Here is a 22,902-nt window from a genome sequence, read left to right on the forward strand (position 1 = left end):
AACGACAAAGCGCGGATTGTAGCCTAAGAGGGTCTGGCTGAGGGCCAGAGGTTCAACAGGTGTGGCATTTCCCGGATTGCATCCGGGCTACGCAGCTACACGCCTTCCAGCAAGGCACGCACCGGGGCGAAGGAGCGCCGATGGATCGGCGTCGGCCCGAGGCGGCGCAGCGCTTCGAGGTGGGTGGGCGTCGGATAGCCCTTGTGCCCGGCGATGCCGTAGCCGGGATAGAGCAGATCCAGCTCGGCCATCTCGCGGTCGCGGCTGACCTTGGCCAGGATGGACGCGGCGGCGATGGCCGGCACCTTGGCGTCGCCGCCGACCACCGGCGCGCTGGGCACCGCCAGCTTGGGGCAGCGGTTGCCGTCGATCAGCGCCAGCTTCGGCGTCACGCTCAAGCCCTCGACCGCGCGCTGCATGGCCAGCATGGTGGCGTGGAGGATATTCAGGCGGTCGATCTCCTCCACCTCGGCGCGGGCGATGCACCAGGCCAGGGCCTTCTCGCGAATCTCGTCGAACAGCTTGTCGCGGCGCGCCTCGGACAGCTTCTTGGAGTCGTTGAGGCCCTGGATCGGCCGCGCCGGATCGAGGATCACCGCGGCGGTGACCACCGCGCCGCACAGCGGACCGCGACCGACCTCGTCGACCCCGGCCACCAGGTCCTCGACCAGGGTAAAGTCGAGCCCGAGCTGCATCAGCGACCGACCAGCTTGAGCACGGCCTCGGCCGCCTGCGCCGAGGCGTCGCGGCGCAGGGCACGGTGGATCACGTCGAACCCCTCGGTCTGCACCTCGCCGCCGTCGATCAGCGGCGCCAGCGATTGCGCCAGGGCATCGGCGCTGGCCGCGTCCTGAATCAGCTCCGGCACCAGCAGGCGTTCGGCCAGCAGGTTGGGCAGGGAAATATACGGACTCTTCACCAGGCGCTTGAGAATACGGTAGGTCAGCGGCGCCACGCGATAGGCCACCACCATCGGCCGCTTGTACAGCAGCGCTTCCAGGGTCGCGGTGCCGGAGGCGATCAGCACCGCGTCGCAGGCGGCCAGGGCCTCGTGCGAGCGGCCGTCGAGCAGGGTCAGCGGCAGGTCGCGGCTGGCCAGCATCTGCTCCAGTTGCGCGCGGCGTTCCGGCGTGGCGCAGGGCAGCAGGAAACGAATGCCGGGGCGCAGCGCGCGCAGGCGAATCGCCGCATCGAGGAACAGCTCGCCGAGGCGCGCGACTTCCCCACCGCGGCTACCCGGCATCAAGGCCACCACCGTCTCGTCCTGCGGCAGGTCCAGCGCCTCGCGCGCCGCGGCGCGGTCGGCCTGCGGCGGGATGGCGTCGGCCAGCGGGTGACCGACGAAGCGCACCGGCACCTGATGGGCGTCGTAGAACTGCGCCTCGAAGGGGAACAACGTCAGCATCAGGTCGCAGGCGTCGCGAATCTTCAGCACGCGTTTCTGCCGCCAGGCCCAGACCGAGGGGCTGACATAGTGCACGGTCTTGATCCCGGCGCGACGCAGCTTGAGCTCCAGACCGAGGTTGAAATCCGGCGCATCGATGCCGATGAACAGATCCGGCTTGGCGGCGATCAGCTCGCGCGCCAGCTGACGACGGCGGCCGAGCAGCTCGAACAGGCGGCCGAGCACCTCGACCAGGCCCATCACCGCCAGGCGCTCCATGGGGAAGGAGGAGCGCAGCCCCTCGGCCTCCATGCGCGCGCCGCCGACGCCGATGAACTCGGCATCCGGGTGCCTGGCCTTGAGCGCCTGTATCAGCCCGGCGCCGAGGATATCGCCGGACGCCTCGCCAGCGACCAGCGCAATACGCAACGGCCTGTCCATCAGCGGGTGATGCCGCGGGTGGACGCCTGGATGGAGTCGCGAAACACCGCGACTTCCGGGAACTGCGCAGACAGCTCGGCCAACTCGACCAGCGCCTGCTCGACGGTCATGCCCTGGCGATAGACCAGTTTGTAGGCTTTGCGCAGGGCGGCGATGGCATCGCTGGAGAAGCCGCGGCGGCGCATGCCCTCGAAGTTCATGCTGCGCGCCTCGGCCGGGTTGCCGAACACGGTGACGTAGGCCGGCACGTCCTTGCCGATGGCGGTGCCCATGCCGGAGAAGCTGTGCGCGCCGATGCGGCAGAACTGATGCACCAGGGTGTAACCGGAGAGGATCGCCCAGTCGTCGACCCAGACATGCCCGGCCAACGCGGTGTTGTTGACCAGGATGCAGTGGTTGCCGATCACGCTGTCGTGGCCGATATGGGCGTAGGCCATGATCAGGTTGTGATCGCCGAGGGTGGTCTCGCCACGGTCCTGCACGGTGCCGCGGTGAATGGTGACGCCCTCGCGAATGACGTTGTGGTCGCCGATCACCAGGCGGGTCGGTTCGCCCTTGTACTTCAGATCGGGGGTGTCCTCGCCTACCGAGGAAAACTGGTAGATGCGATTGTGCTTGCCGATCACGGTCGGCCCCTTGAGGATCACATGGGGGCCGATCACCGAACCCTCGCCGATTTCCACATCGGGTCCAACGATCGACCAGGGGCCGACCTGAACGCCATCCGCCAGCTTCGCCGACGGATCGATAATGGCGCGAGGGTCAATCAAACTCATAGTTTGCGTTCCGCACAGATGATCTCGGCCGAGCAGACTTCCTTGCCATCGACGCTGGCGCGGCACTCGAACTTCCAGATGCTGCGGCGATCGCTCAGGTACTTGGCTTCCAGCACCAGTTGGTCGCCCGGCAGCACCGGCGAACGGAAACGCAGTTTGTCCGAGCCGACGAAATAGTAGAGGGTGCCATCGGCCGGCTTCACGCCCATCATCTTGAAGCCGAGGATACCGGCGGCCTGGGCCATCGCCTCGATGATCAGCACGCCCGGCATGATCGGGTGTTCGGGGAAGTGACCGTTGAAGAACGGCTCGTTGATGCTGACATTCTTATAGGCGCGAATGCACTTGCCCTCGACGTCCAGGTCCACCACGCGATCCACCAGGAGGAAGGGATAGCGGTGCGGCAAGTATTCACGAATTTCGTTGATGTCCATCATGTCCGGATAAGCCTGTAAGAAAAAAGAGGAGCGCGGCCTGGCCGGCTCAGGCATCAGATGAGGCGTTCGCGCTCGGGGTCACGGCGGCCAGCTGTTTTTCCAGCTCGCGCAGGCGCTTGGCCATGTCGTCCAGCTGGCGAATGCGCGCCGCACTCTTCTTCCATTCCGCCGCCGGCTGCATGGCGGTGCCTGAAGAATAGGCGCCCGGCTCGGTAATGGAACGGGTGACCATGGTCATGCCGGTGACGAACACGTTGTCGCACACCTCGATATGGCCAACCATGCCGACGCCGCCGGCGATCATGCAGTTGCGACCGATCTTGGTGCTGCCGGAAATCCCCACGCAGCCGGCCATGGCGGTGTTGTCGCCGATCTGCACGTTGTGCGCGATCATGATCTGGTTATCCAGCTTGACCCCATTGCCGATCAGGGTGTCCGACAGCGCACCGCGGTCGACCGTGGTGTTGGCGCCGATCTCGACGTCGTCGCCGATGCTCACCCCGCCGATCTGCGCGATCTTCTGCCACACGCCCTTGTCGTTGGCGAAACCGAAGCCCTCGCCGCCGATCACCGCCCCGGACTGGATCACCACACGCTTGCCGATGCGCACGTCGTGGTACAGGGTCACCCGCGGCGCCAGCCAGCCGCCTTCACCGATCACCGAACGGGCGCCGATCACGCAGTGCGCGCCGATACTGACGCCGGCACCGATCTGCGCGCCAGCCTCGATCACCGCATAGGCGCCGACGCTGGCCGTCGGATCGACCTGGGCATCCGCCGCCACCACGGCCGTCGCATGCACGCCGGCCGCGGCCTGCGGCTTGCGGTCGAACAGGTGCGAGAGCTGGGCATAGGCCAGATAGGGGTTGGCGACGATCAGCGCATCGCCGGCGTAGCCCTCGGCATCGGCGGCAGTGAGCAGCAGCGCGCCGGCGCGGGTCTGCGCCAGGTACTTGCGGTACTGGGCATTGGCCAGGAAGCTCAACTGCTCGGGCCCGGCCTCCTGCAAGGTGGCCAGGCCCGCGATGAGCTTGCCTTCGGCGCCGCGCAGGGTGGCGCCGAGGCGCTCGGCCAGCTGGCCGAGGGTATAGACTGCAACCGTCATGATCAGCGCAGCTGGTTCATGCGCTCGATGACCTGGCGAGTGATGTCGAACTGGGGTTTGACATCGATCACCGCGCCACGCTCGAGCACCAGGTCGAAGTTGCCCTTCTTGATCACCTCTTCCACCGCCTTGTCCAGGTTCGGCTTGAGCTTGGCCAGCATCTCGCGGTCGGCGATGGCCTTGGCTTCGTTCAGCTCCTTGGACTGGAACTGGAAGTCGCGGGCCTTCTGCTTGAATTCGAGTTCGAGACGCTCGCGCTCGGCCTGCTGCATCTTGTCGCCTTCCTTGACCATACGATCCTGAATGCGCTTGGCATCGCTTTCCAGGGTCTTGAGCTTGTTCAGCTGCGGACCGAACTTCTTCTCGGCATCGACCGCGTAGCGCTTGGCCGCGTCGGACTCGAGCAGGGCCATCTGATAGTTCAGCACGGCCACCTTCATCTCGGCGAACGCCGGAGTGGCGATCAGGGCAGCGGTGAACAGAACCAGTTGAGTCAACTTACGCACAATGCACTCCTGCAACAAAACTGTTGGCTTTCGGTGAATAGGTTTAGAAAGTCTGGCCCAGGGAGAACTGGAACACCTGGGTATCGGCATCATCGGGTTTCATCACCGGCATGGCCAGGCTGAAGCTCAAGGGACCCAGCGCGGTAATCCAGGTCAGGCCGACGCCGACGGAGCTGGCCATATTGCCGAAGTCGATATCGCAGCTATCGCTGAGCTTCTTCTGGCTGGAAGAGCAGTTGGTGTCGAAGACGTTGCCCACGTCCCAGAATAGTGCGGTGCGCAGCGAGCGCTGATCCTTGACGAAGGGCATGGGGAACAGCAGTTCGACGCCGCCCTGCACCAGCACGTTGCCGCCGAACGGCAGCGGGTCTTGATCAGGGTCGGCCACGGTACCGGGACGGGTACCCGAACTCGGCGTACTGCGTGGGCCCAGGCTGCTGTCCTCGAAGCCGCGCACCGAGTTGAAACCACCGGCGTAGTAGTGCTCGTAGAACGGCAGCTCGGCGGTGGAGCCGTAGCTGTCGCCATAGCCCAGCTGGGTATGGAAGCGCATGGTGTAGTTGTCGGTCAGCGGGGTGAAGATCTGACCGCGGTAGTCGAGCTTGTAGAACGACAGGTCGCTGCCCGGCAGGGTGGTTTCCAGCACCAGACTCTGCGAATGGCCACGGTTGGCCAGCACGCCACGGTTCAGGGTCGACTCGGACCAGCCGATGGACCCCTTGAAGTTCAGGTAGTCATCGCCTTCGGCGTCGATGAAGTCGAAGATCTCGTCGACGGTATAGAGGCCGGTGTCGATGCTGTCCTGCTGCACGGTCAGGCCGTAGGTCAGGCGCGAGGTCTCGCTGATCGGGTAGCCGATGCTCAGGCCGGCGCCCATGCTGTCGACCGAGTAGCTGGAGACGTCGACGTCGAGTTCGTCGTAGTCGGTGGTACGGTAGAAGGCGTTATAGCCCAGGCTGACGCCGTCCACCGTCCAGTAGGGGTCGACGAAGCCGAAGCTGTAGCGGGTCTGGTATTCGCTGCGGGTCAGGCCGACGCTGACCTTGTTGCCGGTCCCGAGGAAGTTGTTCTGGCTGATCGAGCCGCCGAGGATCAGACCGGCGTTCTGGGCGAAGCCGACGCTGGCAGTGATGGAGCCGGAGGGCTGCTCCTCGACGCTGTAGTTGACGTCGATCTGGTCGTCGGTGCCCGGCACCTGCGGGGTCTCGACGTTGACTTCCTTGAAGAAGCCCAGGCGCTCGAGGCGGGTCTTGGACTGGTCGATCAGGTAGGTCGAGGCCCAGCCGCCTTCCATCTGGCGCATTTCGCGGCGCAGCACCTCGTCCTCGGACTTGGTGTTGCCGCGGAAGTTGATGCGGTTGACGTAGGCGCGCTTGCCCGGGTCGACGAAGAAGGTGATCGAGACGCTGTTGTCCTCGTCGTGCGCTTCCGGCACGCCGTTGACGTTGGCGAAGGTGTAGCCCTCGTTGCCCAGGCGGCGGGTGATCAGCTCGCTGGTGGTGGTCATGATCTTGCGCGAGAAGACCTGCCCTTCCTTGACCAGCAGCAGCGCACGCACGTCCTCTTCCGGCACCTTGAGGTCGCCGGACAGCTTCACTTCGCGCACGCTGTACTTCTCGCCCTCGTCGACGTTGACGGTGATGTAGACGTGCTTCTTGTCCGGGGTGATGGACACCTGGGTGGAGCTGATGTCCATGTTGATGTAGCCGCGGTCCAGGTAGTAGGAGCGCAGGCGTTCGAGGTCGCCGGACAGCTTCTCGCGGGCGTACTTGTCGTCGTTCTTGAAGAAGGACAGCCAGTTGGTGGTCTTCAGCTCGAACAGGTCGACTAGGTCCTCGTCGGAGAACACGGTGTTGCCGACCACGTTGATGTGCTGGATGGCGGCGACCGTGCCTTCGTTGATGGTGATCTTCAGCGCCACGCGGTTGCGCGGCTGGGGAATCACTTCGGCTTCGATCTCGGCCGAGTAGCGGCCCTGGGCCACGTACTGGCGCTGCAGCTCGTTACGCACGCCTTCGAGGGTGGCGCGCTGGAAGATTTCGCCCTCGGCCAGACCCGATTGGTTCAGGCCCTTGAGCAGGTCTTCGGTGGTGATGGCCTTGTTGCCCTCGATCTCGATGCCGGAGATGGAGGGGCGCTCGACCACGGTGATGACCAGCACGTCGCCATCGCGACCGAGCTGGATGTCCTGGAAGAAACCTGTCTTGAACAGCGAGCGGGTGGCGTCGACCAGTTGGCGGTCGTCGACCTGCTCGCCGACGTTCAGCGGCAGTGCGCCGAACACGCTGCCGGCGGAAACCCGCTGCAGGCCATTGACGCGGATATCGGAGATGGTGAAGGACTCGGCGTGAACTTCGGCGATCATCAATGCGGACAGTACCGCAGGTAGCAGCAGACGTTTCATGAAGTCCTTTCTTATTCCAACTGACGATAAAAATCTGTCGCCCAAGGCGACACTTTTTTGCAAGTACCGAGAGCGTGATTCAACGATGTTTACAGACGGCTCAGGTCGTTGACCAAGGCCAGCAGCATCACGCCGATGACCAGACTGATGCCGATCTGCATCCCCCACCCCTGAACCCGCTCGGACAAGGGACGACCACGCACCCACTCGACCAGGTAAAACAGCAGATGCCCACCGTCCAGCACGGGGATGGGCAGCAGATTGAGAACCCCCAGGCTAATGCTCAGATATGCAAGGAATTTCAGGAAATCCCCGAGCCCTGACTCAGCCGAAGCGCCCGCCACTTTAGCAATGGTTATCGGCCCGCTCAAGTTTTTTACCGAGAGCTCCCCGAACAGCATTTTCTTCAGCGAATCCAGGGTCAACAGGCTCATCGCCCAGGTCTGCCGCAGCCCTTCGGCCACCCCTTCGAGCGGCCCGTAACGCACTTCGCGGAGCATCTCCGGCGGCCATTCGACGCCCGCCACACCGGCGCCCAGATAACCGCTGCGCGCCTCGCCCTCGCCGCGCGCGGCCAGGGTCAGCTCGACATCCAGGGCCTGCCCGGCACGCTCGATGCGCAGCCTGACCGTCTCGCCCGGCAGGGCGCGCACGCGGTCAACCAGTTGCTGCCAATCGGCCAGGGGCTGCTCGTCGAGCGCCAGCAGACGGTCGCCAGCCTGCAGTCCGGCCGCCTGCGCCGGCCCCTTGGGATCGAGCTCGGCGAGCACCGGCTCCAGCGCCGGGCGCCAGGGGCGAATGCCCAGCGAGCCGATCGGGTCCGGCTCGTCGACGCCGCGCAGCCAGTTGTCCAGCTGCAGCTGCTTGGGCGATTCGGCGGTGGAGCCGGGTTCGAGCACCCGCACCTCCAGCGCGCCGCTTTCGCCCAGACGACGCACCAGCTGTAGATTCACCGCCGCCCAGCCGCTGGTGGGCTCGCCGTTGACCGCGACGATTTCCTGGCCGGTCTGCAGACCGGCCGCCGCCGCCAGGCTGCCCTCCTGCACCGCGCCGATCACCGGGCGCACCTGCTGGCTGCCGAGCATGGCGACGAACCAGAAGAACAGCAGCGCCAGGAGGAAGTTGGCCAGCGGGCCGGCCGCGACTATGGCGATACGCTGGCGCACGCTCTTGCGATTGAAGGATTGCTCGAGCAGCGTCGGCGGCACCTCGCCCTCGCGCTCGTCGAGCATCTTGACGTAGCCACCCAGGGGAATGGCGGCGATGACGAATTCGGTGCCCTGGCGGTCGTGCCAGCGCAGCAGCGGCGTGCCGAAGCCCACGGAGAAGCGCAGCACCTTGACCCCACAGCGCCGGGCGACCCAGAAATGCCCGTACTCGTGGAAGGTCACCAGTACACCCAGGGCGATCAGGGTGCCGACCAACATATACAGCCCGCTCATCTATTCTCTCCGGCCCGTCAACGACGGGCGAGCCACTCGGCCGCCAGCGCGCGGGCGCGACGATCGACCTCGAACACCGCATCGAGCGCTTCGACCGCCTGCACCGGCTGCGCGTTCAACACCGCTTCAATCATACGCGCGATATCGCTGAAGCGAATGCGTCGCTGCAGGAAGGCGTCCACCGCCACTTCGTTGAGCGCATTGAGCATGGCCGGCGCGCTGCCGCCGGCCTGCGCCGCCTCGCGAGCCAGGCGCAGGCAGGGGAAACGCTGCAGATCGGGGCGTTCAAAGTCCATCCGGCCGACGGCGAACAGATCCAGCGGCGCCACTCCCGAGTCGATCCGCTCGGGCCAGGCCAAGGCATGGGCGATCGGCGTGCGCATGTCGGGGTTGCCCAGCTGCGCCAGCACCGAGCCGTCGACGTAATCGACCAGCGAATGGATCACGCTCTGCCGGTGGATCACCACCTCGACCTGCTCGGGCCGCGCATCGAACAGCCAGCAGGCCTCGATCAGCTCCAGGCCCTTGTTCATCATGCTCGCCGAGTCGACCGAGATCTTGCGCCCCATCGACCAGTTGGGATGGGCGCAGGCCTGTTCCGGGGTGACCCGCTCCAGCTCGGCCAGCGGCGTTTCGCGAAACGGCCCGCCGGAGGCGGTGAGCAGGATGCGCCGCACGCCGACCGGCTGCAGCCCGCGCGCATAGTCGCCGGGCAGGCACTGGAAGATGGCGTTGTGTTCGCTGTCGATCGGCAGCAGGGTGGCGCCGCTCTCGCGCACCGCCTGCATAAACAGGGCGCCGGACATCACCAGCGCCTCCTTGTTGGCCAGCAGCACCTTCTTGCCCGCGCGCACCGCGGCCAGGGTCGGCTTGAGCCCCGCGGCGCCGACGATGGCCGCCATCACGCAATCGACCTCGGCAGCGGCGGCCACGACACACAAGCTCTCCTCGCCCACCAGCACCTCGGTCGCCAGGCCGGCGCCGCGCAGGCCGCTCTGCAGCTCGTGCGCCGCGCCGGCATCGGGCACCACCGCATAATCCGGGCGATGCAGCAGGCACAGGGCCTGCAGCTCGGCCAGGCGGGAAAAGCCGCTCAGGGCGAATACCCGGTAACGCTCGGGATGACGGGCGATCACATCCAGGGTACTCAGGCCGATGGAGCCGGTCGCACCCAGCACGGTGATCCGCTGCGGCGCACTCACAGCGAACCCCAACCCGCCAGCCAGAGCAGCGCGGCGAACAGCGGAATGGCCGCGGTCAGGCTGTCGATGCGATCCAGCACGCCGCCGTGACCGGGCAACAGATTGCTGCTGTCCTTGATCCCGGACTGGCGCTTGAACATGCTTTCGGTCAGGTCGCCGACCACCGAGATCAGCACCACCAGCGCCGCACCGGCCAGCGCCAGCAGCAGGCCACCTGCGCTCCAACCCTGCTGCAAGCCCACCGCCAGAGTGATCAGCAAGCTGGCGGCGAGACCGCCATACAACCCTTCCCAACTCTTGCCAGGACTCACCCTGGGCGCCAGCTTGCGCTTGCCGAAGGTCTTGCCGGCGAAATAGGCACCGATATCCGCCCCCCACACCAGCACCATCACCGCGACGATCAGGCCATTGGCCTGCGGCCACTGCTTGAGCAGCACCAACCCCTGCCAGGCCGGCAGCAGGATCAGCAGGCCGATCAGCAGTTTGCCGGGCAGACCGCCCCAGTAACGGCTGCTGGCGGGGTAGCCCAGCACCAGCAGGGTGGCCAGCGCCCACCACAACACGGCAGCAGCCAGCAACCAAGGCGCCAGAGCCGGAACGAGATGCAGACCATAAAGCAGCGCGGCGACCAGCGTGGCATAGGCAACGCGCAGGGGTTGCGCGGCAAACCCGGCCAGACGCGCCCACTCCCAGCCACCAAGCACGACCACCGCGCCGATAAACAGCGCGAATGCCGCCCCGTCGAGCAGGAAAAACCCGCCCAGGGCGATGGGCAGCAGCACCAACGCGGTGATGATTCGCTGTTTCAACATTAGGAACGCGCCTCGGCTTCCACCTGCTCGCTGGTCTTGCCGAAGCGACGCTGGCGGGTAGCGAAATCGGCCAGCGCCTTGCGCATGGCCTCGTGCTTGAAGTCCGGCCAATAAAGGTCGGAGAAGTACAGTTCGCTGTATGCCAACTGCCAGAGCAGGAAGTTGCTGATGCGGTGCTCGCCGCCGGTGCGGATGCACAGGTCCGGCAGCGGCAGGTCGCCGGTGGCCAGGCAGGTCTGCAGCAGCCCGGGGGTGATGTCCTCCGGCTGCAGGTGACCGGCCTGTACCTCGCGCGCCAGGCGCTGGGCAGCCTGGGCGATGTCCCACTGGCCGCCGTAGTTGGCGGCGATCTGCAGGGTGAAGCGCCGGTTGCCGGCGGTCAGCGCCTCGGCCTCGCGCATGGCAGCCTGCAGCTCGGGATGAAAGCGCGAACGGTCGCCGATGATGCGCAGGCCGATGTCGTTGTCCAGCAGCTTCTTCGCCTCGCGGCGCAGCGCACCGAGGAACAGCTCCATCAGCGCGCCGACCTCCTCGGCCGGGCGCTGCCAGTTCTCGCTGGAGAAGGCGAACAGGGTCAGCACCTCGACCCCGGCCTCGGCACACACCTCGATCACTGCGCGCACCGCGTCGACCCCGGCCTTGTGCCCGGCCACCCCCGGCAACAGGCGCTTCTTGGCCCAACGGTTGTTGCCATCCATGATGATGGCGACGTGCCGCGGCACCGCGCCCAGCTTGCTCTTGTCCATGTGGGTGTCCTGGCCGTCAGACGGCCATCAGGTCCGCTTCCTTGGCCTCCAGGGCCTTGTCCACGTCGCCGACGAACTTGTCGGTGAGCTTCTGCAACTCGTCGGCGGCACGACGCTCTTCGTCTTCGCTGATTTCCTTGGCCTTGGCCAGCTTCTTCAGCTCGGCCAGGGCGTCGCGGCGCACGTTGCGCACGGCGACCTTGGCGTCTTCGGCGACGCCGCGGGCCTGCTTGGTGTAGCCCTTGCGGGTCTCCTCGGTCAGCGCGGGCATCGGCACGCGGATGGTGGTGCCGGCGCTGCTCGGGTTCAGGCCCAGGTCGGACGTCAGGATGGCCTTCTCGATGGCGGCGCCGAGGCTCTTGTCGTGCGCGACGATCTTCAGGGTGCGAGCGTCCTCGACGGTGATAGCGGCCACCTGGTTCAGCGGCATGTCGCTGCCCCAGGCCGGCACCTTGATACTGTCCAGGATGCTCGGGTGAGCGCGGCCGGTACGGATGGAGGCCAGATTGCGATCCAGCGCCTCCAGGGACTTACCCATGCGTTCCTGGGCGTCTTTCTTGATGTCGTTGATCATTGTGCATCCTCCTCGATCAGGGTTCCTTCGGCGCCGCCGACCACTACGTTGAGCAGGGCGCCCGGCTTGTTCATGTTGAAGACCCGCAGCGGCATCTTGTGGTCGCGGCACAGACAGATGGCGGTCAGGTCCATCACGCCCAGCTTGCGATCGAGCACCTCGTCATAGGTCAGGCGCTCGAACTTCTCGGCATGCGGGTCCTTGAACGGGTCGGCAGTGTACACGCCATCGACCTTGGTCGCCTTCAGTACCACGTCGGCATCGATCTCGATGGCGCGCAGGCAGGCGGCGGAATCGGTGGTGAAGAACGGGTTGCCGGTGCCGGCGGCGAAGATCACCACCTCGCCGGTCTTCAGGTGGCGCATGGCCTTGCGGCGGTCATAGTGATCGGTCACGCCGACCATGGAGATCGCCGACATGACGATGGCGGGAATGTTCGAGCGCTCCAGGGCGTCGCGCATGGCCAGGGCGTTCATCACCGTGGCCAGCATGCCCATATGGTCGCCGGTGACCCGATCCATGCCGGCAGCGGACAGCGCCGCGCCGCGGAACAGGTTGCCGCCGCCGATCACCAGGCCGACCTGCACGCCGATCCCCACCAGCTGCCCCACTTCCAGGGCCATGCGGTCGAGCACCTTGGGGTCGATGCCGAAATCTTCCGAGCCCATCAGGGCCTCGCCGCTGAGTTTGAGCAGAATGCGTTTGTAGCGAGGTTGGCGACCACTCGTCTGCTGAGCCATTGCAAGTCTCTCCTGCGGCGATATGAATGCTGTGACGATGCCTGAGCATCGCGATTATCCGGCACTTCGACAGCGCCGACGACCGTTGGTTGAGACGGCCGCTGTTGCATTTGTCACCCCCCATTCGGCAAAGAGGCTGCACGCGCAAGCGGGCAGCCTCTCTGGGGCAACTGGTCGAACCGCCGATTACTGCTTGCTGGCAGCAACCTGGGCAGCGACTTCGGCAGCGAAGTCGGTCTCGGCCTTCTCGATGCCTTCGCCCACTTCGTAACGCACGAAGGAAACGACTTCGGCACCGGCCTTCTTCACCAGGTCACCGACCTTGACTTCCGGATCCATGATGAAGGCTTGCTCGACCAGGCTGGCCTCGGCGAGGAACTTGGCGATACGGCCCTTGACCATGTTCTCGACGATGTTTTCCGGCTTGCCGGCGATCTTCTCGGCGTTCAGCTGCAGGAAGATTTCCTTTTCCTTGGCCACCAGCTCGTCGGACACCTGGTCCGGGGAAACCACGGCCGGGTTGGAAGCTGCAACGTGCATGGCGACGTGCTTGGCCAGTTCGTCGTTGCCGCCCTTGAGGACGACCAGCACGCCGATGCGGTGGCCGTGCAGGTAGGCACCGACGGTTTCGCCGGAAACGGCGGTCAGACGACGGATGTTGACGTTCTCGCCGCACTTGGCCACCAGGGCCTCGCGAGCGGACTCGCGGGAAGCGATCAGCGGAGCGGCTTCGGTCAGGTTCTGCGCGAAGGCTTCATCGATGCTTTCCTTGACGAACGCCTTGAAGTCGTCCTGCAGAGCCAGGAAGTCGGTCTGCGAGTTGACTTCGATGATCAGGCCACGGCCGCCTTCGACGCGCACGGCGATAGAGCCTTCGGCGGCGATGTTGCCGGCCTTCTTGGCAGCCTTGATGGCACCGGAAGCGCGCATGTCGTCAATCGCCTTCTCGATGTCGCCACCGGCGGCAACCAGGGCCTTCTTGCATTCCATCATGCCTTGGCCGGTACGCTCGCGCAGTTCTTTAACCAGGGCTGCAGTAACTTCTGCCATCTTGAAAATCCTCTCGGTAGGTCTTCAACCATTCGCCCGATGAGTGGGCGAGCAAATCTGTGAGTGGCAAAAAGGGGGCCTAGCCCCCTTCTTGCACAGCGCATAACGCTAACTGCTTGGCGTTACCGCTTAGCCTTCGGCGGCTTCGGCAGCCGGGGCTTCTTCGACGAACTCGTCGGTGCCGCCGCCAGCGTTACTGCGACCACGGATCACGGCGTCGGCCATGGCACCCATGTACAGCTGGATGGCGCGGATGGCGTCGTCGTTACCCGGGATGATGTAGTCAACGCCTTCCGGGCTGCTATTGGTATCGACGATGCCGATGACCGGGATGCCCAGCTTGTTGGCTTCGGTGATGGCGATGCGCTCGTGGTCGACGTCGATCACGAACAGCGCGTCCGGCAGGCCGCCCATGTCCTTGATACCGCCCAGGCTGCGATCCAGTTTCTCCAGATCGCGGGTGCGCATCAGGGCTTCTTTCTTGGTCAGCTTGGCGAAGGTGCCGTCCTGGGACTGAACTTCCAGCTCGCGCAGGCGCTTGATCGAAGCACGAATGGTCTTGTAGTTGGTCAGCATGCCGCCCAACCAGCGGTGATCGACGAAGGGCGAACCGCAACGAGCGGCTTCTTCGCGAACGATCTTGCCGGCGGAACGCTTGGTGCCGACGAACAGGATCTTGTTCTTGCCAGCGGCCAGCTTCTCAACGAACGCCTGAGCTTCGTTGAACATCGGCAGGGTTTTTTCGAGGTTGATGATGTGAATCTTGTTACGCGCACCGAAAATGTACTTGCCCATTTTCGGGTTCCAGTAACGGGTCTGGTGGCCGAAGTGCACACCGGCCTTCAGCATATCGCGCATGTTGACTTGGGACATGATAGTTCCTTGATAAGTCGGGTTAGGCCTCCACGTATCCCAGCTTCCAACCCTTGCGGGCACCCAGGAAACCGTGTCGATACGTGTGTGGGTTTGGGCTTTCGGGCATGCCGCCCGTAAAGCGGCGCGTTTTATACCACAAAGGGCAGCCACAAGCTACAAGCATCAAGCCACAAGCCGAACAACGGACGCCGACGACTTGTCGCTTGCGGCTTGCAGCTGCCTTTTGGGGCTTGCGCCTCCTAGCTGCTAAGATACTCCCCTTTTCCGTTCGCGCCCGAGAGCTTCATATGACCGTCACCATCAAATCCCCCGACGAAATCGAGAAAATGCGCGTGGCCGGCCGCCTGGCCGCCGAGGTGCTGGAGATGATCGGCGAACACGTCAAGCCCGGGGTCACCACCGACGAGCTGGATCGCATCTGCCACGACTATATAGTCAACGTGCAGCAGGCCATCCCCGCCCCGCTCAACTACAAGGGCTTCCCCAAGTCGATCTGCACCTCGATCAACCACGTGGTATGCCACGGCATCCCCAACGACAAGCCGCTGAAAGACGGCGACGTGCTGAACATCGACGTCACCGTGATCAAGGACGGCTACCACGGCGACACCAGCAAGATGTTCATGGTCGGCAAGGTCGCCGAGTGGGCCGAGCGCCTGGCCAAGATCACCCAGGAGTGCATGTATAAAGGCATCGAACTGGTCAAGCCGGGCACCCGCCTGGGCGATATCGGCGAGGTGATCCAGAAGCACGCGGAGAAGAACGGTTTTTCCGTGGTGCGCGAGTACTGCGGCCACGGCATCGGCGCGGTGTTCCACGAGGAACCGCAGGTGCTGCACTACGGCCGCGCCGGCACCGGCATGGAACTCAAGGAAGGCATGACCTTCACCATCGAGCCGATGATCAACCAGGGCCGCCCGGAAACCCGCCTGCTCGGCGACGGCTGGACCGCCATCACCAAGGACCGCAAGCTGTCGGCGCAGTGGGAACACACCGTGCTGGTCACCGCCGACGGCTACGAGATCCTCACCCTGCGCAGCGACGACACCCTGCCGCGCACCTCGGCCTGAGCCAGGGTGCGCCGTGCGCACCAAAAACCGCAACGGTGCGCCCGGCGCACCCTACGCACCTTTAGAGGAAGGCAATTGCATGCCGCAGATGGACCCCGAACTGTTTGACCGCGGTCAGTTCCAGGCCGAGCTGGCGCTCAAGTCCAGCCCCATCGCCGCATTCAAGAAGGCCATCCGCCATGCCCGCGAGGTGCTCGACGCGCGTTTCCAGGGCGGCCGCGATATCCGCCGCCTGGTCGAGGACCGCGCCTGGTTCGTCGACCAGATACTGCAGGAAGCCTGGAAGCGCTTCGCCTGGAGCGAGGACGCCGACATCGCCCTGCTGGCCGTCGGCGGCTACGGCCGCGGCGAACTGCACCCCTACTCCGACATCGACCTGCTGATCCTGCTCGACAGCAGCGATCACGAGATCTTCCGCGAACCCATCGAGGGCTTTCTCACCCTGCTCTGGGACATCGGCCTGGAAGTGGGCCAGAGCGTACGCTCGGTCGACGAGTGCGCCGAGGAGGCGCGCGCCGATCTGACGGTGATCACCAACCTGATGGAAAGCCGCACCATCGCCGGCCCCGAGCACCTGCGCCAGCGCATGCAGGCGGTGACCAGCAGCGAGCGGATGTGGCCGAGCAAGCACTTCTTCCTGGCCAAGCGCGACGAACGCCGGGCGCGCCACGCCAAGTACAACGACACCGAGTACAACCTCGAACCCAACGTCAAGGGCTCGCCGGGCGGCCTGCGCGACATCCAGACCGTGCTCTGGGTGGCGCGCCGGCAGTTCGACACGCTGAATCTGCACGCCATGGTCGGCCAGGGCTTTCTGCTGGAAAGCGAATACGCCCTGCTCTCCTCCAGCCAGGAGTTCCTGTGGAAGGTGCGCTACGCCCTGCACATGCTCGCCGGGCGCGCCGAAGACCGCCTGCTGTTCGACTACCAGGCGAAGATCGCCGCGCTGTTCGGCTACCAGGACGGCGACGGCAAGCGCAGCATCGAGCACTTCATGCAGAAGTACTACCGGGTGGTGATGGGCATCTCCGAGCTGTCGGATCTGATCAACCAGCACTTCGAGGAAGTCATCCTGCGCGCCGGCGAAAGCGGTTCGGCTACGCCGCTGAACAGCCGCTTCCAGGTGCGCGACGGCTATATCGAGGTGACCCACCCCAACGTGTTCAAGCGCACCCCCTTCGCCATCCTCGAAGTCTTCGTGCTGATGGCCCAGCACCCGGAGATCAAGGGCGTGCGCGCCGACAGCATCCGCCTGCTGCGCGACAGCCGCCACCTGATCGACGACGAGTTCCGCAAGGACATCCGCAACACCAGCCTGTTCATCGAGCTGTTCAAGTGCCGCGAAGGCATCCACCGCAACCTGCGGCGGATGAACCGCTACGGCATCCTCGGCCGCTACCTGCCGGAGTTCGGCCACATAGTCGGGCAGATGCAGCACGACCTGTTCCACATCTATACGGTCGACGCACACACCCTCAACCTGATCAAGCACCTGCGCAAGTTCCGCTGGCCGGAGCTGGCGGAGAAGTTCCCGCTGGCCAGCAAGCTGATCGACAAGCTGGCCAAGCCCGAGCTGATCTACCTCGCCGGGCTCTACCACGACATCGGCAAGGGCCGCGGCGGCGACCACTCCGAGCTCGGCGCGGTGGACGCCGAGGCCTTCGCCCGCCGCCACAATCTGCCGGCCTGGGACAGCGCGCTGATCGTCTGGCTGGTGCAGCACCACCTGGTGATGTCCACCACCGCGCAGCGCAAGGACCTCTCCGACCCGCAGGTGATCCACGACTTCGCCCAGTTCGTCGGCGACCAGACCCACCTGGATTATCTCTACGTGCTGACCGTGGCCGATATCAACGCCACCAACCCCAGCCTGTGGAACTCCTGGCGCGCCAGCCTGCTGCGCCAGCTCTACACCGAGACCAAGCGCGCCCTGCGCCGCGGCCTGGAGAACCCGGTGGACCGCGAGGAACAGATTCGCCAGACGCAGAGCGCGGCGCTGGACACCTTGGTGCGCGGCGGTACCGACCCGGACGACGCCGAGCAGCTGTGGAGCCAGCTCGGCGACGACTATTTCCTGCGCCACACCGCCAGCGACGTGGCCTGGCACACCGAGGCGATCCTCCAGCACCCGGCCAACGCCGGCCCGCTGGTGCTGATCAAGGAAACCACCCAGCGCGAGTTCGAGGGCGGCACGCAGATCTTCATCTACGCGCCGGATCAGCATGACTTCTTCGCCGTGACCGTGGCGGCGATGAGCCAGCTCAACCTGAACATCCACGACGCGCGGATCATCACCTCGACCAGCCAGTTCACCCTCGACACCTACGTGGTGCTCGACGCCGATGGCGGCTCGATCGGCGACAACCCCGCGCGCATCCAGCAGATCCGCCAGGGCCTGATCGAGGCGCTGAAGAACCCGGACGACTACCCGACCATCATCCAACGCCGGGTGCCGCGCCAGCTCAAGCACTTCGCCTTCGCCCCGCAGGTGACCATCCACAACGACGCGCAGCGCCCGGTCACCGTGCTCGAGCTGACCGCACCGGATCGCCCCGGCCTGCTGGCGCGCATCGGGCGGATCTTCCTCGAGTTCGACCTGTCGCTGCAGAACGCCAAGATCGCCACCCTCGGCGAACGGGTCGAGGACGTGTTCTTCGTCACCGACGCCAATAACCAGCCGCTGTCCGACCCCGAGCTCTGCGCACGCCTGCAGGAAACCATCGTCCGCCGCCTGTCCGAGCCCAGCGTCCAGCCCACGCAATTTTCCATCTGATTTTCCGGAAGCCCCGATGAACCCAGCCCTCGACCAGCTCCAGCCCTACCCCTTCGAGAAACTGCGCGCCCTGCTCGGCGGCGTGCAGCCGGCCGCGGACAAGCGCGCCATCGCCCTGTCCATCGGCGAGCCCAAGCACGAGTCGCCGGTCTTCGTCGCCCAGGCGCTGAGCGCGAGCCTCGACAAGCTGGCGGTCTACCCCAGCACCCTGGGTCTGCCGGAATTGCGCCAGAGCATCGCCAGCTGGTGCGAACGGCGCTTCGGCGTACCGGCCGGCTGGCTGGATGCGGCGCGCCACGTGCTGCCGGTCAATGGCACCCGCGAGGCCTTGTTCGCCTTCACCCAGGCGGTGGTCGACCGCAGCCGGAACGGCCTGGTGGTCAGCCCCAACCCCTTCTACCAGATCTACGAAGGTGCGGCGTTTCTCGCCGGCGCCGCGCCGCACTACCTGCCGTGCCTGGAAGCCCATGGCTTCAACCCGGACTTCGATGCAGTGCCGAGCGAGGTCTGGCAGCGCTGCCAGATCCTCTTCCTCTGCTCGCCGGGCAACCCCACCGGTGCGCTGATCCCGGTTGAGACGCTGAAGAAGCTGATCGCCCTGGCCGACCAGCACGATTTCGTCATCGCCGCCGACGAGTGCTACAGCGAGCTGTACTTCGACGAGGCCAACCCGCCGGCCGGCCTGCTTTCCGCCTGCGCCGAACTGGGCCGCAGCGATTTTGCGCGCTGCGTGGTGTTCCACAGCCTGTCCAAGCGCTCCAACCTGCCGGGGCTGCGCTCGGGCTTTGTCGCCGGCGACGCCGACATTCTGAAAGCATTCCTGCTGTACCGTACCTACCACGGCTGCGCCATGCCGGTGCAGACCCAGCTGGCCAGCGTGGCCGCCTGGAACGACGAGGACCACGTGCGCGCCAACCGCGAGCTGTACCGCGAGAAGTTCGACGCCGTGCTGGATATCCTTGAGCCGGTGATGGACGTGCAGCGCCCGGACGGCGGCTTCTACCTCTGGGCCCGCACCCCGGGCGACGACGCCGAGTTCACCCGCGCGCTGTTCGCCGCCGAACATGTCACCGTGGTGCCGGGTTCCTACCTGTCGCGCGAGGTGGACGGCGTCAACCCCGGCGCCGGGCGCGTACGCATGGCCCTGGTCGCGCCGCTGGCCGAGTGCATCGAAGCCGCCCAGCGCATCCGCCGCTTTATCGAAGGACCCAACGCATGAGCAACACCCTCTATGGCATCAAGGCCTGCGACACCATGAAAAAGGCGCGCACCTGGCTCGACGAGCGCGGCATCGCCTACGACTTTCACGACTACAAGAGCGCCGGCATCGACCGCGCCAGCCTGCTGAAGTGGTGCGACGAGCACGGTTGGGAGACCATTCTCAACCGCGCCGGCACCACCTTCCGCAAGCTCGCCGACGAGCAAAAGGCCGATCTTGACCAGAGCAAGGCCATCGAGCTGATGCTGGCCCAGCCCTCGATGATCAAGCGCCCGGTGCTCGATCTCGGCGAGCGCACCCTGGTCGGCTTCAAACCGGACAACTACCAAGCCGCATTGGCCTGATTCTTCACCCTCGATTTCGTTGCAAGGAAACCATCCTATGAGCACCAACCTCTTCAGCATCGCCTTCGGCGTCGGCACCCAGAACCGCCAGGGCAACTGGCTGGAAGTCTTCTACGCCCTGCCCCTGCTCAATCCGGCCGTGGAGCTGAGCGACAAGGCCGCCGCCATTCTCGGTTACCAGGGCGGCAACCAGGCCATCGCCTTCAGCAGCGCCCAGGCCGGCGAACTGGCCGATGCGCTGAAAGGCGTCGATGCCGCCCAGGCCGCCCTGCTCACCCGCCTGGCCGAGAGCCACAACCCGCTGGTGGCCACCTTTATCCAGGAAGACGCGGCGCTGACCAGCACCCCCGAGGCCTACCTCAAGCTGCACCTGCTGTCGCACCGCCTGGTCAAGCCGCACGGCCTGAACCTGGCCGGCATCTTCCCGCTGCTGCCCAACGTCGCCTGGACCAGCCAGGGTGCGGTGGATCTGGCCGAGCTGGCCGAGCGTCAACTGGAAGCGCGCCTGAAGGGCGAGCTGCTGGAGGTGTTCTCGGTGGACAAGTTCCCCAAGATGACCGACTACGTGGTGCCAGCCGGCGTGCGCATCGCCGACAGCGCGCGTATCCGCCTGGGCGCCTATATCGGCGAAGGCACCACGGTGATGCATGAAGGCTTCGTCAACTTCAACGCCGGCACCGCGGGCCCGGGCATGATCGAAGGCCGCGTCTCCGCCGGGGTGTTCGTCGGCAAGGGCTCGGACCTGGGCGGCGGCTGCTCGACCATGGGCACCCTGTCCGGCGGCGGCAATATCGTCATCTCGGTGGGCGAAGGCTGCCTGATCGGCGCCAACGCCGGCATCGGCATCCCGCTGGGCGACCGCAACACCGTGGAGTCGGGCCTGTACGTCACCGCCGGCACCAAGGTCGCGCTGCTCGACGACAAGGGCGAGCTGGTCAAGCTGGTCAAGGCGCGCGAACTGGCCGGCCAGCCGGACCTGCTGTTCCGCCGCAACTCGCAGACCGGCGCGGTGGAGTGCAAGACCCACAAGTCGGCCATCGAGTTGAACGAAGCCCTGCACGCCCACAACTGATCCAGTAGGGTGCGCCGCGCGCACCAGCAGTCCATGTGCGACCCGGTGCGCACGGCGCACCCTACGGATAGGCTCCTATGTCACTGACTTCCCCCTGGCGCGCCGCTTTCCCCGGTATCCTCGCCCTCGCAGCCGAGGGCCAGACCTACCTGGACAGCGCCGCCACCGCGCAGAAGCCGCAGGCGGTGCTGGACGCCCTGCTCGGCTACCTGGCCGGCGGCGCCGCCAACGTGCACCGCGCCCAGCACCTGCCGGGCGAGCGCGCCACCCGCGCCTTCGAGGCGACGCGGGACAAGGCCGCGGCCTGGCTGAACGCGGCCAGCCGCGAGGAGATTGTCTTTACCCGCGGCAGCACCGAGGCGCTCAACCTGCTGGCCTACGGCCTGGAACCTCTGCTGCAGCCCGGCGACGAAATCGTCGTCAGCGCCCTGGAGCACCACGCCAACCTGCTGCCCTGGCAGCAGCTGGCGCTGCGCCGCGGGCTCAAGCTGGTGGTATTGCCGCTGGATGCCGCGGGCAGCATCGACCTGGCCCGCGCCGCCGAGCTGATCGGCCCGCGCACCCGCCTGCTGGCGGTGTCGCAGCTGTCCAACGTGCTCGGGCGCTGGCAGCCGCTGCGCGAACTGCTGGCCCTGGCGCGCAGCCAGGGCGCCGTCACGGTGGTCGATGGCGCCCAGGGCGCTGTGCATGGCCGCCACGACATGCAGGCGCTGGGCTGCGACTTCTACGTCTGCTCGGCGCACAAGCTCTACGGCCCGGACGGCGTCGGCCTGCTCTACGGCCGCGGCGAGGCGCTGGCGCAGCTGCACCACTGGCAGTTCGGCGGCGAGATGGTGCTCGACGCCGACTACCAGGACGCGCGTTTCCGCCCGGCGCCGCTGGGCTTCGAGGCCGGCACCCCGCCGGTGTCGGGCGTGATCGCCCTGGGCGCGGCGCTGGACTGGCTGGCCGGCCTCGACCAGGCCGCGGTGGCCGGCCACGAGGCGGCGCTGCACGCCAAGCTGCTGGCCGGCCTCGGACTGCGCGACGGCGCGCGCCTGCTCGGCGCGCCGCAACTGGCGCTGGCCAGCTTCTGCGTCGACGGCGTGCACAACGCCGACCTGGCCCACCTGCTGAGCGAACAGGGCATCGCCGTGCGCGCCGGGCACCACTGCGCCATGCCGCTGATGAAAGGCCTGGGGCTGTCCGGCGCGATCCGCGTCTCGCTCGGCCTGTACAACGACGGCGCCGACCTGGAGCGTTTCTTCGATGCCCTGGATCGGGCCCTGGAGCTGCTGCGATGACCAAGCCCCTGGGTTGCAGCGGTCGAACCGCGGCCGATGTCAGGCGCAAAACCGCGGCGCTAGCGAAATTCGCGGCTAAAGCCGCTCCTACGGGATCATTGCAGCCATGAACTTGCCGACTGCAGCCCAGCACGCCCTGGAGGCCTTCGCCGCCTGCCCCGGTTGGGAGCAGCGCGCGCGCCTGCTGATGCAGTGGGGCGAGCGCCTGGCGCCGCTGAGCGAGGCCGAACGCTGCGAGGCCAATCGCGTGCACGGCTGCGAAAGCCTGGTCTGGCTGGTGGCGGAAACACACGAGGGCGCCTGGCACTTTCGTGCCGGCAGCGACGCCCGCCTGCTGCGCGGCCTGCTCGCCGTGCTGCTGGCCCGGGTCGATGGCCTGCGCGGCGAGGAACTGGCGGCGCTCGACCTGGCCGCCTGGTTCGACCAGCTCGGCCTGGCCCGCCAGCTCTCGCCCTCGCGCAGCAACGGGCTCAATGCGGTGCTGCAGCGTATGCGCGAGCTGGCTGGTTAGATCCCGACATGCCGAATCAGCGTAGGGTGGGTTAGCGGCGCCAAACCTTCGAACGTTCGGCCACCGCCATCGTCGCGCGCCGCGTAACCCACCAGGCGATGGATGGCGTTGCACCGATGGTGGGTTACGCCGCAC

Annotated in this window: 22 protein-coding genes; 7 read left to right on the forward strand and 15 right to left on the reverse strand. The window is 66.1% G+C overall.

What is annotated here, in order from left to right:
• Positions 1–95 precede the first annotated feature (95 nt).
• The 15 genes from rnhB to rpsB form a co-directional block, all read right to left on the reverse strand.
• A complete protein-coding gene (gene rnhB / locus ACIGKL_RS22700) occupies positions 96–695 on the reverse strand; it encodes a ribonuclease HII (protein ID WP_397488652.1) in 600 nt (199 codons plus the stop codon).
• A complete protein-coding gene (lpxB, locus tag ACIGKL_RS22705; protein ID WP_397488653.1) occupies positions 695–1,825 on the reverse strand; it encodes a lipid-A-disaccharide synthase in 1,131 nt (376 codons plus the stop codon). The genes rnhB and lpxB overlap by 1 nt, the downstream gene beginning before the upstream one ends.
• Positions 1,825–2,601 carry an acyl-ACP--UDP-N-acetylglucosamine O-acyltransferase gene (gene lpxA, locus ACIGKL_RS22710; protein WP_397488654.1) on the reverse strand — a complete coding sequence of 259 codons (777 nt, stop codon included), beginning with the start codon at positions 2,599–2,601 and terminating at the stop codon, positions 1,825–1,827. The genes lpxB and lpxA overlap by 1 nt, the downstream gene beginning before the upstream one ends.
• Entirely contained in the window at positions 2,598–3,038 is a 441-nt protein-coding gene (gene fabZ / locus ACIGKL_RS22715; RefSeq protein ID WP_021444642.1) for a 3-hydroxyacyl-ACP dehydratase FabZ, read from the reverse strand. The genes lpxA and fabZ overlap by 4 nt, the downstream gene beginning before the upstream one ends.
• A 46-nt stretch (positions 3,039–3,084) precedes the next feature.
• Complete coding sequence (lpxD, locus tag ACIGKL_RS22720) at positions 3,085–4,143, reverse strand: UDP-3-O-(3-hydroxymyristoyl)glucosamine N-acyltransferase (protein WP_397488655.1); 1,059 nt, start codon at positions 4,141–4,143, stop codon at positions 3,085–3,087.
• A gap of 2 nt (positions 4,144–4,145) precedes the next feature.
• The gene (locus ACIGKL_RS22725) at positions 4,146–4,649 is read right to left on the reverse strand and encodes an OmpH family outer membrane protein (RefSeq protein ID WP_397488656.1); all 504 of its coding nucleotides are present in this window, start codon (positions 4,647–4,649) and stop codon (positions 4,146–4,148) included.
• 43 nt (positions 4,650–4,692) lie between these two features.
• Positions 4,693–7,053: an outer membrane protein assembly factor BamA gene (bamA, locus tag ACIGKL_RS22730; protein WP_397488657.1), complete on the reverse strand. Its 2,361-nt coding sequence runs from the start codon at positions 7,051–7,053 to the stop codon at positions 4,693–4,695.
• An 89-nt stretch (positions 7,054–7,142) separates the two neighbouring features.
• On the reverse strand, positions 7,143–8,495 hold the full coding sequence (gene rseP / locus ACIGKL_RS22735; protein ID WP_397488658.1) for a sigma E protease regulator RseP: 1,353 nt from the start codon (positions 8,493–8,495) through the stop codon (positions 7,143–7,145).
• 17 nt (positions 8,496–8,512) lie between these two features.
• Entirely contained in the window at positions 8,513–9,697 is a 1,185-nt protein-coding gene (gene ispC, locus ACIGKL_RS22740) for a 1-deoxy-D-xylulose-5-phosphate reductoisomerase (RefSeq protein ID WP_397488659.1), read from the reverse strand.
• Entirely contained in the window at positions 9,694–10,509 is an 816-nt protein-coding gene (locus ACIGKL_RS22745) for a phosphatidate cytidylyltransferase (RefSeq protein ID WP_397488660.1), read from the reverse strand. The genes ispC and ACIGKL_RS22745 overlap by 4 nt, the downstream gene beginning before the upstream one ends.
• The gene (gene uppS / locus ACIGKL_RS22750; protein WP_021444635.1) at positions 10,509–11,255 is read right to left on the reverse strand and encodes a polyprenyl diphosphate synthase; all 747 of its coding nucleotides are present in this window, start codon (positions 11,253–11,255) and stop codon (positions 10,509–10,511) included. The genes ACIGKL_RS22745 and uppS overlap by 1 nt, the downstream gene beginning before the upstream one ends.
• 16 nt (positions 11,256–11,271) lie before the next feature.
• The gene (gene frr / locus ACIGKL_RS22755) at positions 11,272–11,829 is read right to left on the reverse strand and encodes a ribosome recycling factor (RefSeq protein WP_021444634.1); all 558 of its coding nucleotides are present in this window, start codon (positions 11,827–11,829) and stop codon (positions 11,272–11,274) included.
• On the reverse strand, positions 11,826–12,569 hold the full coding sequence (gene pyrH / locus ACIGKL_RS22760; protein WP_021444633.1) for a UMP kinase: 744 nt from the start codon (positions 12,567–12,569) through the stop codon (positions 11,826–11,828). Before pyrH ends, frr begins: the two co-directional genes overlap by 4 nt.
• Before the next feature lie 186 nt (positions 12,570–12,755).
• A complete protein-coding gene (gene tsf, locus ACIGKL_RS22765; protein WP_397488661.1) occupies positions 12,756–13,619 on the reverse strand; it encodes a translation elongation factor Ts in 864 nt (287 codons plus the stop codon).
• A 129-nt stretch (positions 13,620–13,748) separates the two neighbouring features.
• The gene (rpsB, locus tag ACIGKL_RS22770; protein ID WP_397488662.1) at positions 13,749–14,492 is read right to left on the reverse strand and encodes a 30S ribosomal protein S2; all 744 of its coding nucleotides are present in this window, start codon (positions 14,490–14,492) and stop codon (positions 13,749–13,751) included.
• 290 nt (positions 14,493–14,782) lie between these two features.
• Here rpsB and map point away from each other — a divergent pair, with 290 nt between their 5' ends.
• The 7 genes from map to ACIGKL_RS22805 all read left to right on the forward strand — a co-directional run bounded on the left by map (position 14,783) and on the right by ACIGKL_RS22805 (position 22,767).
• Positions 14,783–15,565, forward strand: coding sequence for a type I methionyl aminopeptidase (map, locus tag ACIGKL_RS22775; protein WP_397488663.1), 783 nt, complete (start codon positions 14,783–14,785; stop codon positions 15,563–15,565).
• Between the two features lie 79 nt (positions 15,566–15,644).
• Entirely contained in the window at positions 15,645–18,338 is a 2,694-nt protein-coding gene (locus tag ACIGKL_RS22780) for a [protein-PII] uridylyltransferase (RefSeq protein WP_397488664.1), read from the forward strand.
• Between the two features lie 16 nt (positions 18,339–18,354).
• Positions 18,355–19,557 (forward strand): succinyldiaminopimelate transaminase, encoded by a 1,203-nt coding sequence (gene dapC, locus ACIGKL_RS22785; RefSeq protein WP_397488665.1) that lies wholly within the window; start codon positions 18,355–18,357, stop codon positions 19,555–19,557.
• Positions 19,554–19,901, forward strand: coding sequence for an ArsC family reductase (locus ACIGKL_RS22790; RefSeq protein WP_397488666.1), 348 nt, complete (start codon positions 19,554–19,556; stop codon positions 19,899–19,901). The genes dapC and ACIGKL_RS22790 overlap by 4 nt, the downstream gene beginning before the upstream one ends.
• Positions 19,902–19,938: 37 nt before the next feature.
• Positions 19,939–20,973: a 2,3,4,5-tetrahydropyridine-2,6-dicarboxylate N-succinyltransferase gene (dapD, locus tag ACIGKL_RS22795; RefSeq protein WP_397488667.1), complete on the forward strand. Its 1,035-nt coding sequence runs from the start codon at positions 19,939–19,941 to the stop codon at positions 20,971–20,973.
• Positions 20,974–21,050: 77 nt separating this feature from the next.
• Positions 21,051–22,256 (forward strand): aminotransferase class V-fold PLP-dependent enzyme, encoded by a 1,206-nt coding sequence (locus ACIGKL_RS22800; RefSeq protein ID WP_397488668.1) that lies wholly within the window; start codon positions 21,051–21,053, stop codon positions 22,254–22,256.
• 106 nt (positions 22,257–22,362) lie between these two features.
• Positions 22,363–22,767 carry a SufE family protein gene (locus ACIGKL_RS22805; protein WP_397488669.1) on the forward strand — a complete coding sequence of 135 codons (405 nt, stop codon included), beginning with the start codon at positions 22,363–22,365 and terminating at the stop codon, positions 22,765–22,767.
• Positions 22,768–22,902: the final 135 nt, after the last annotated feature.

It is taken from the genome of Pseudomonas sp. NPDC077186 (assembly GCF_044543505.1).
Lineage (GTDB): Bacteria > Pseudomonadota > Gammaproteobacteria > Pseudomonadales > Pseudomonadaceae > Aquipseudomonas.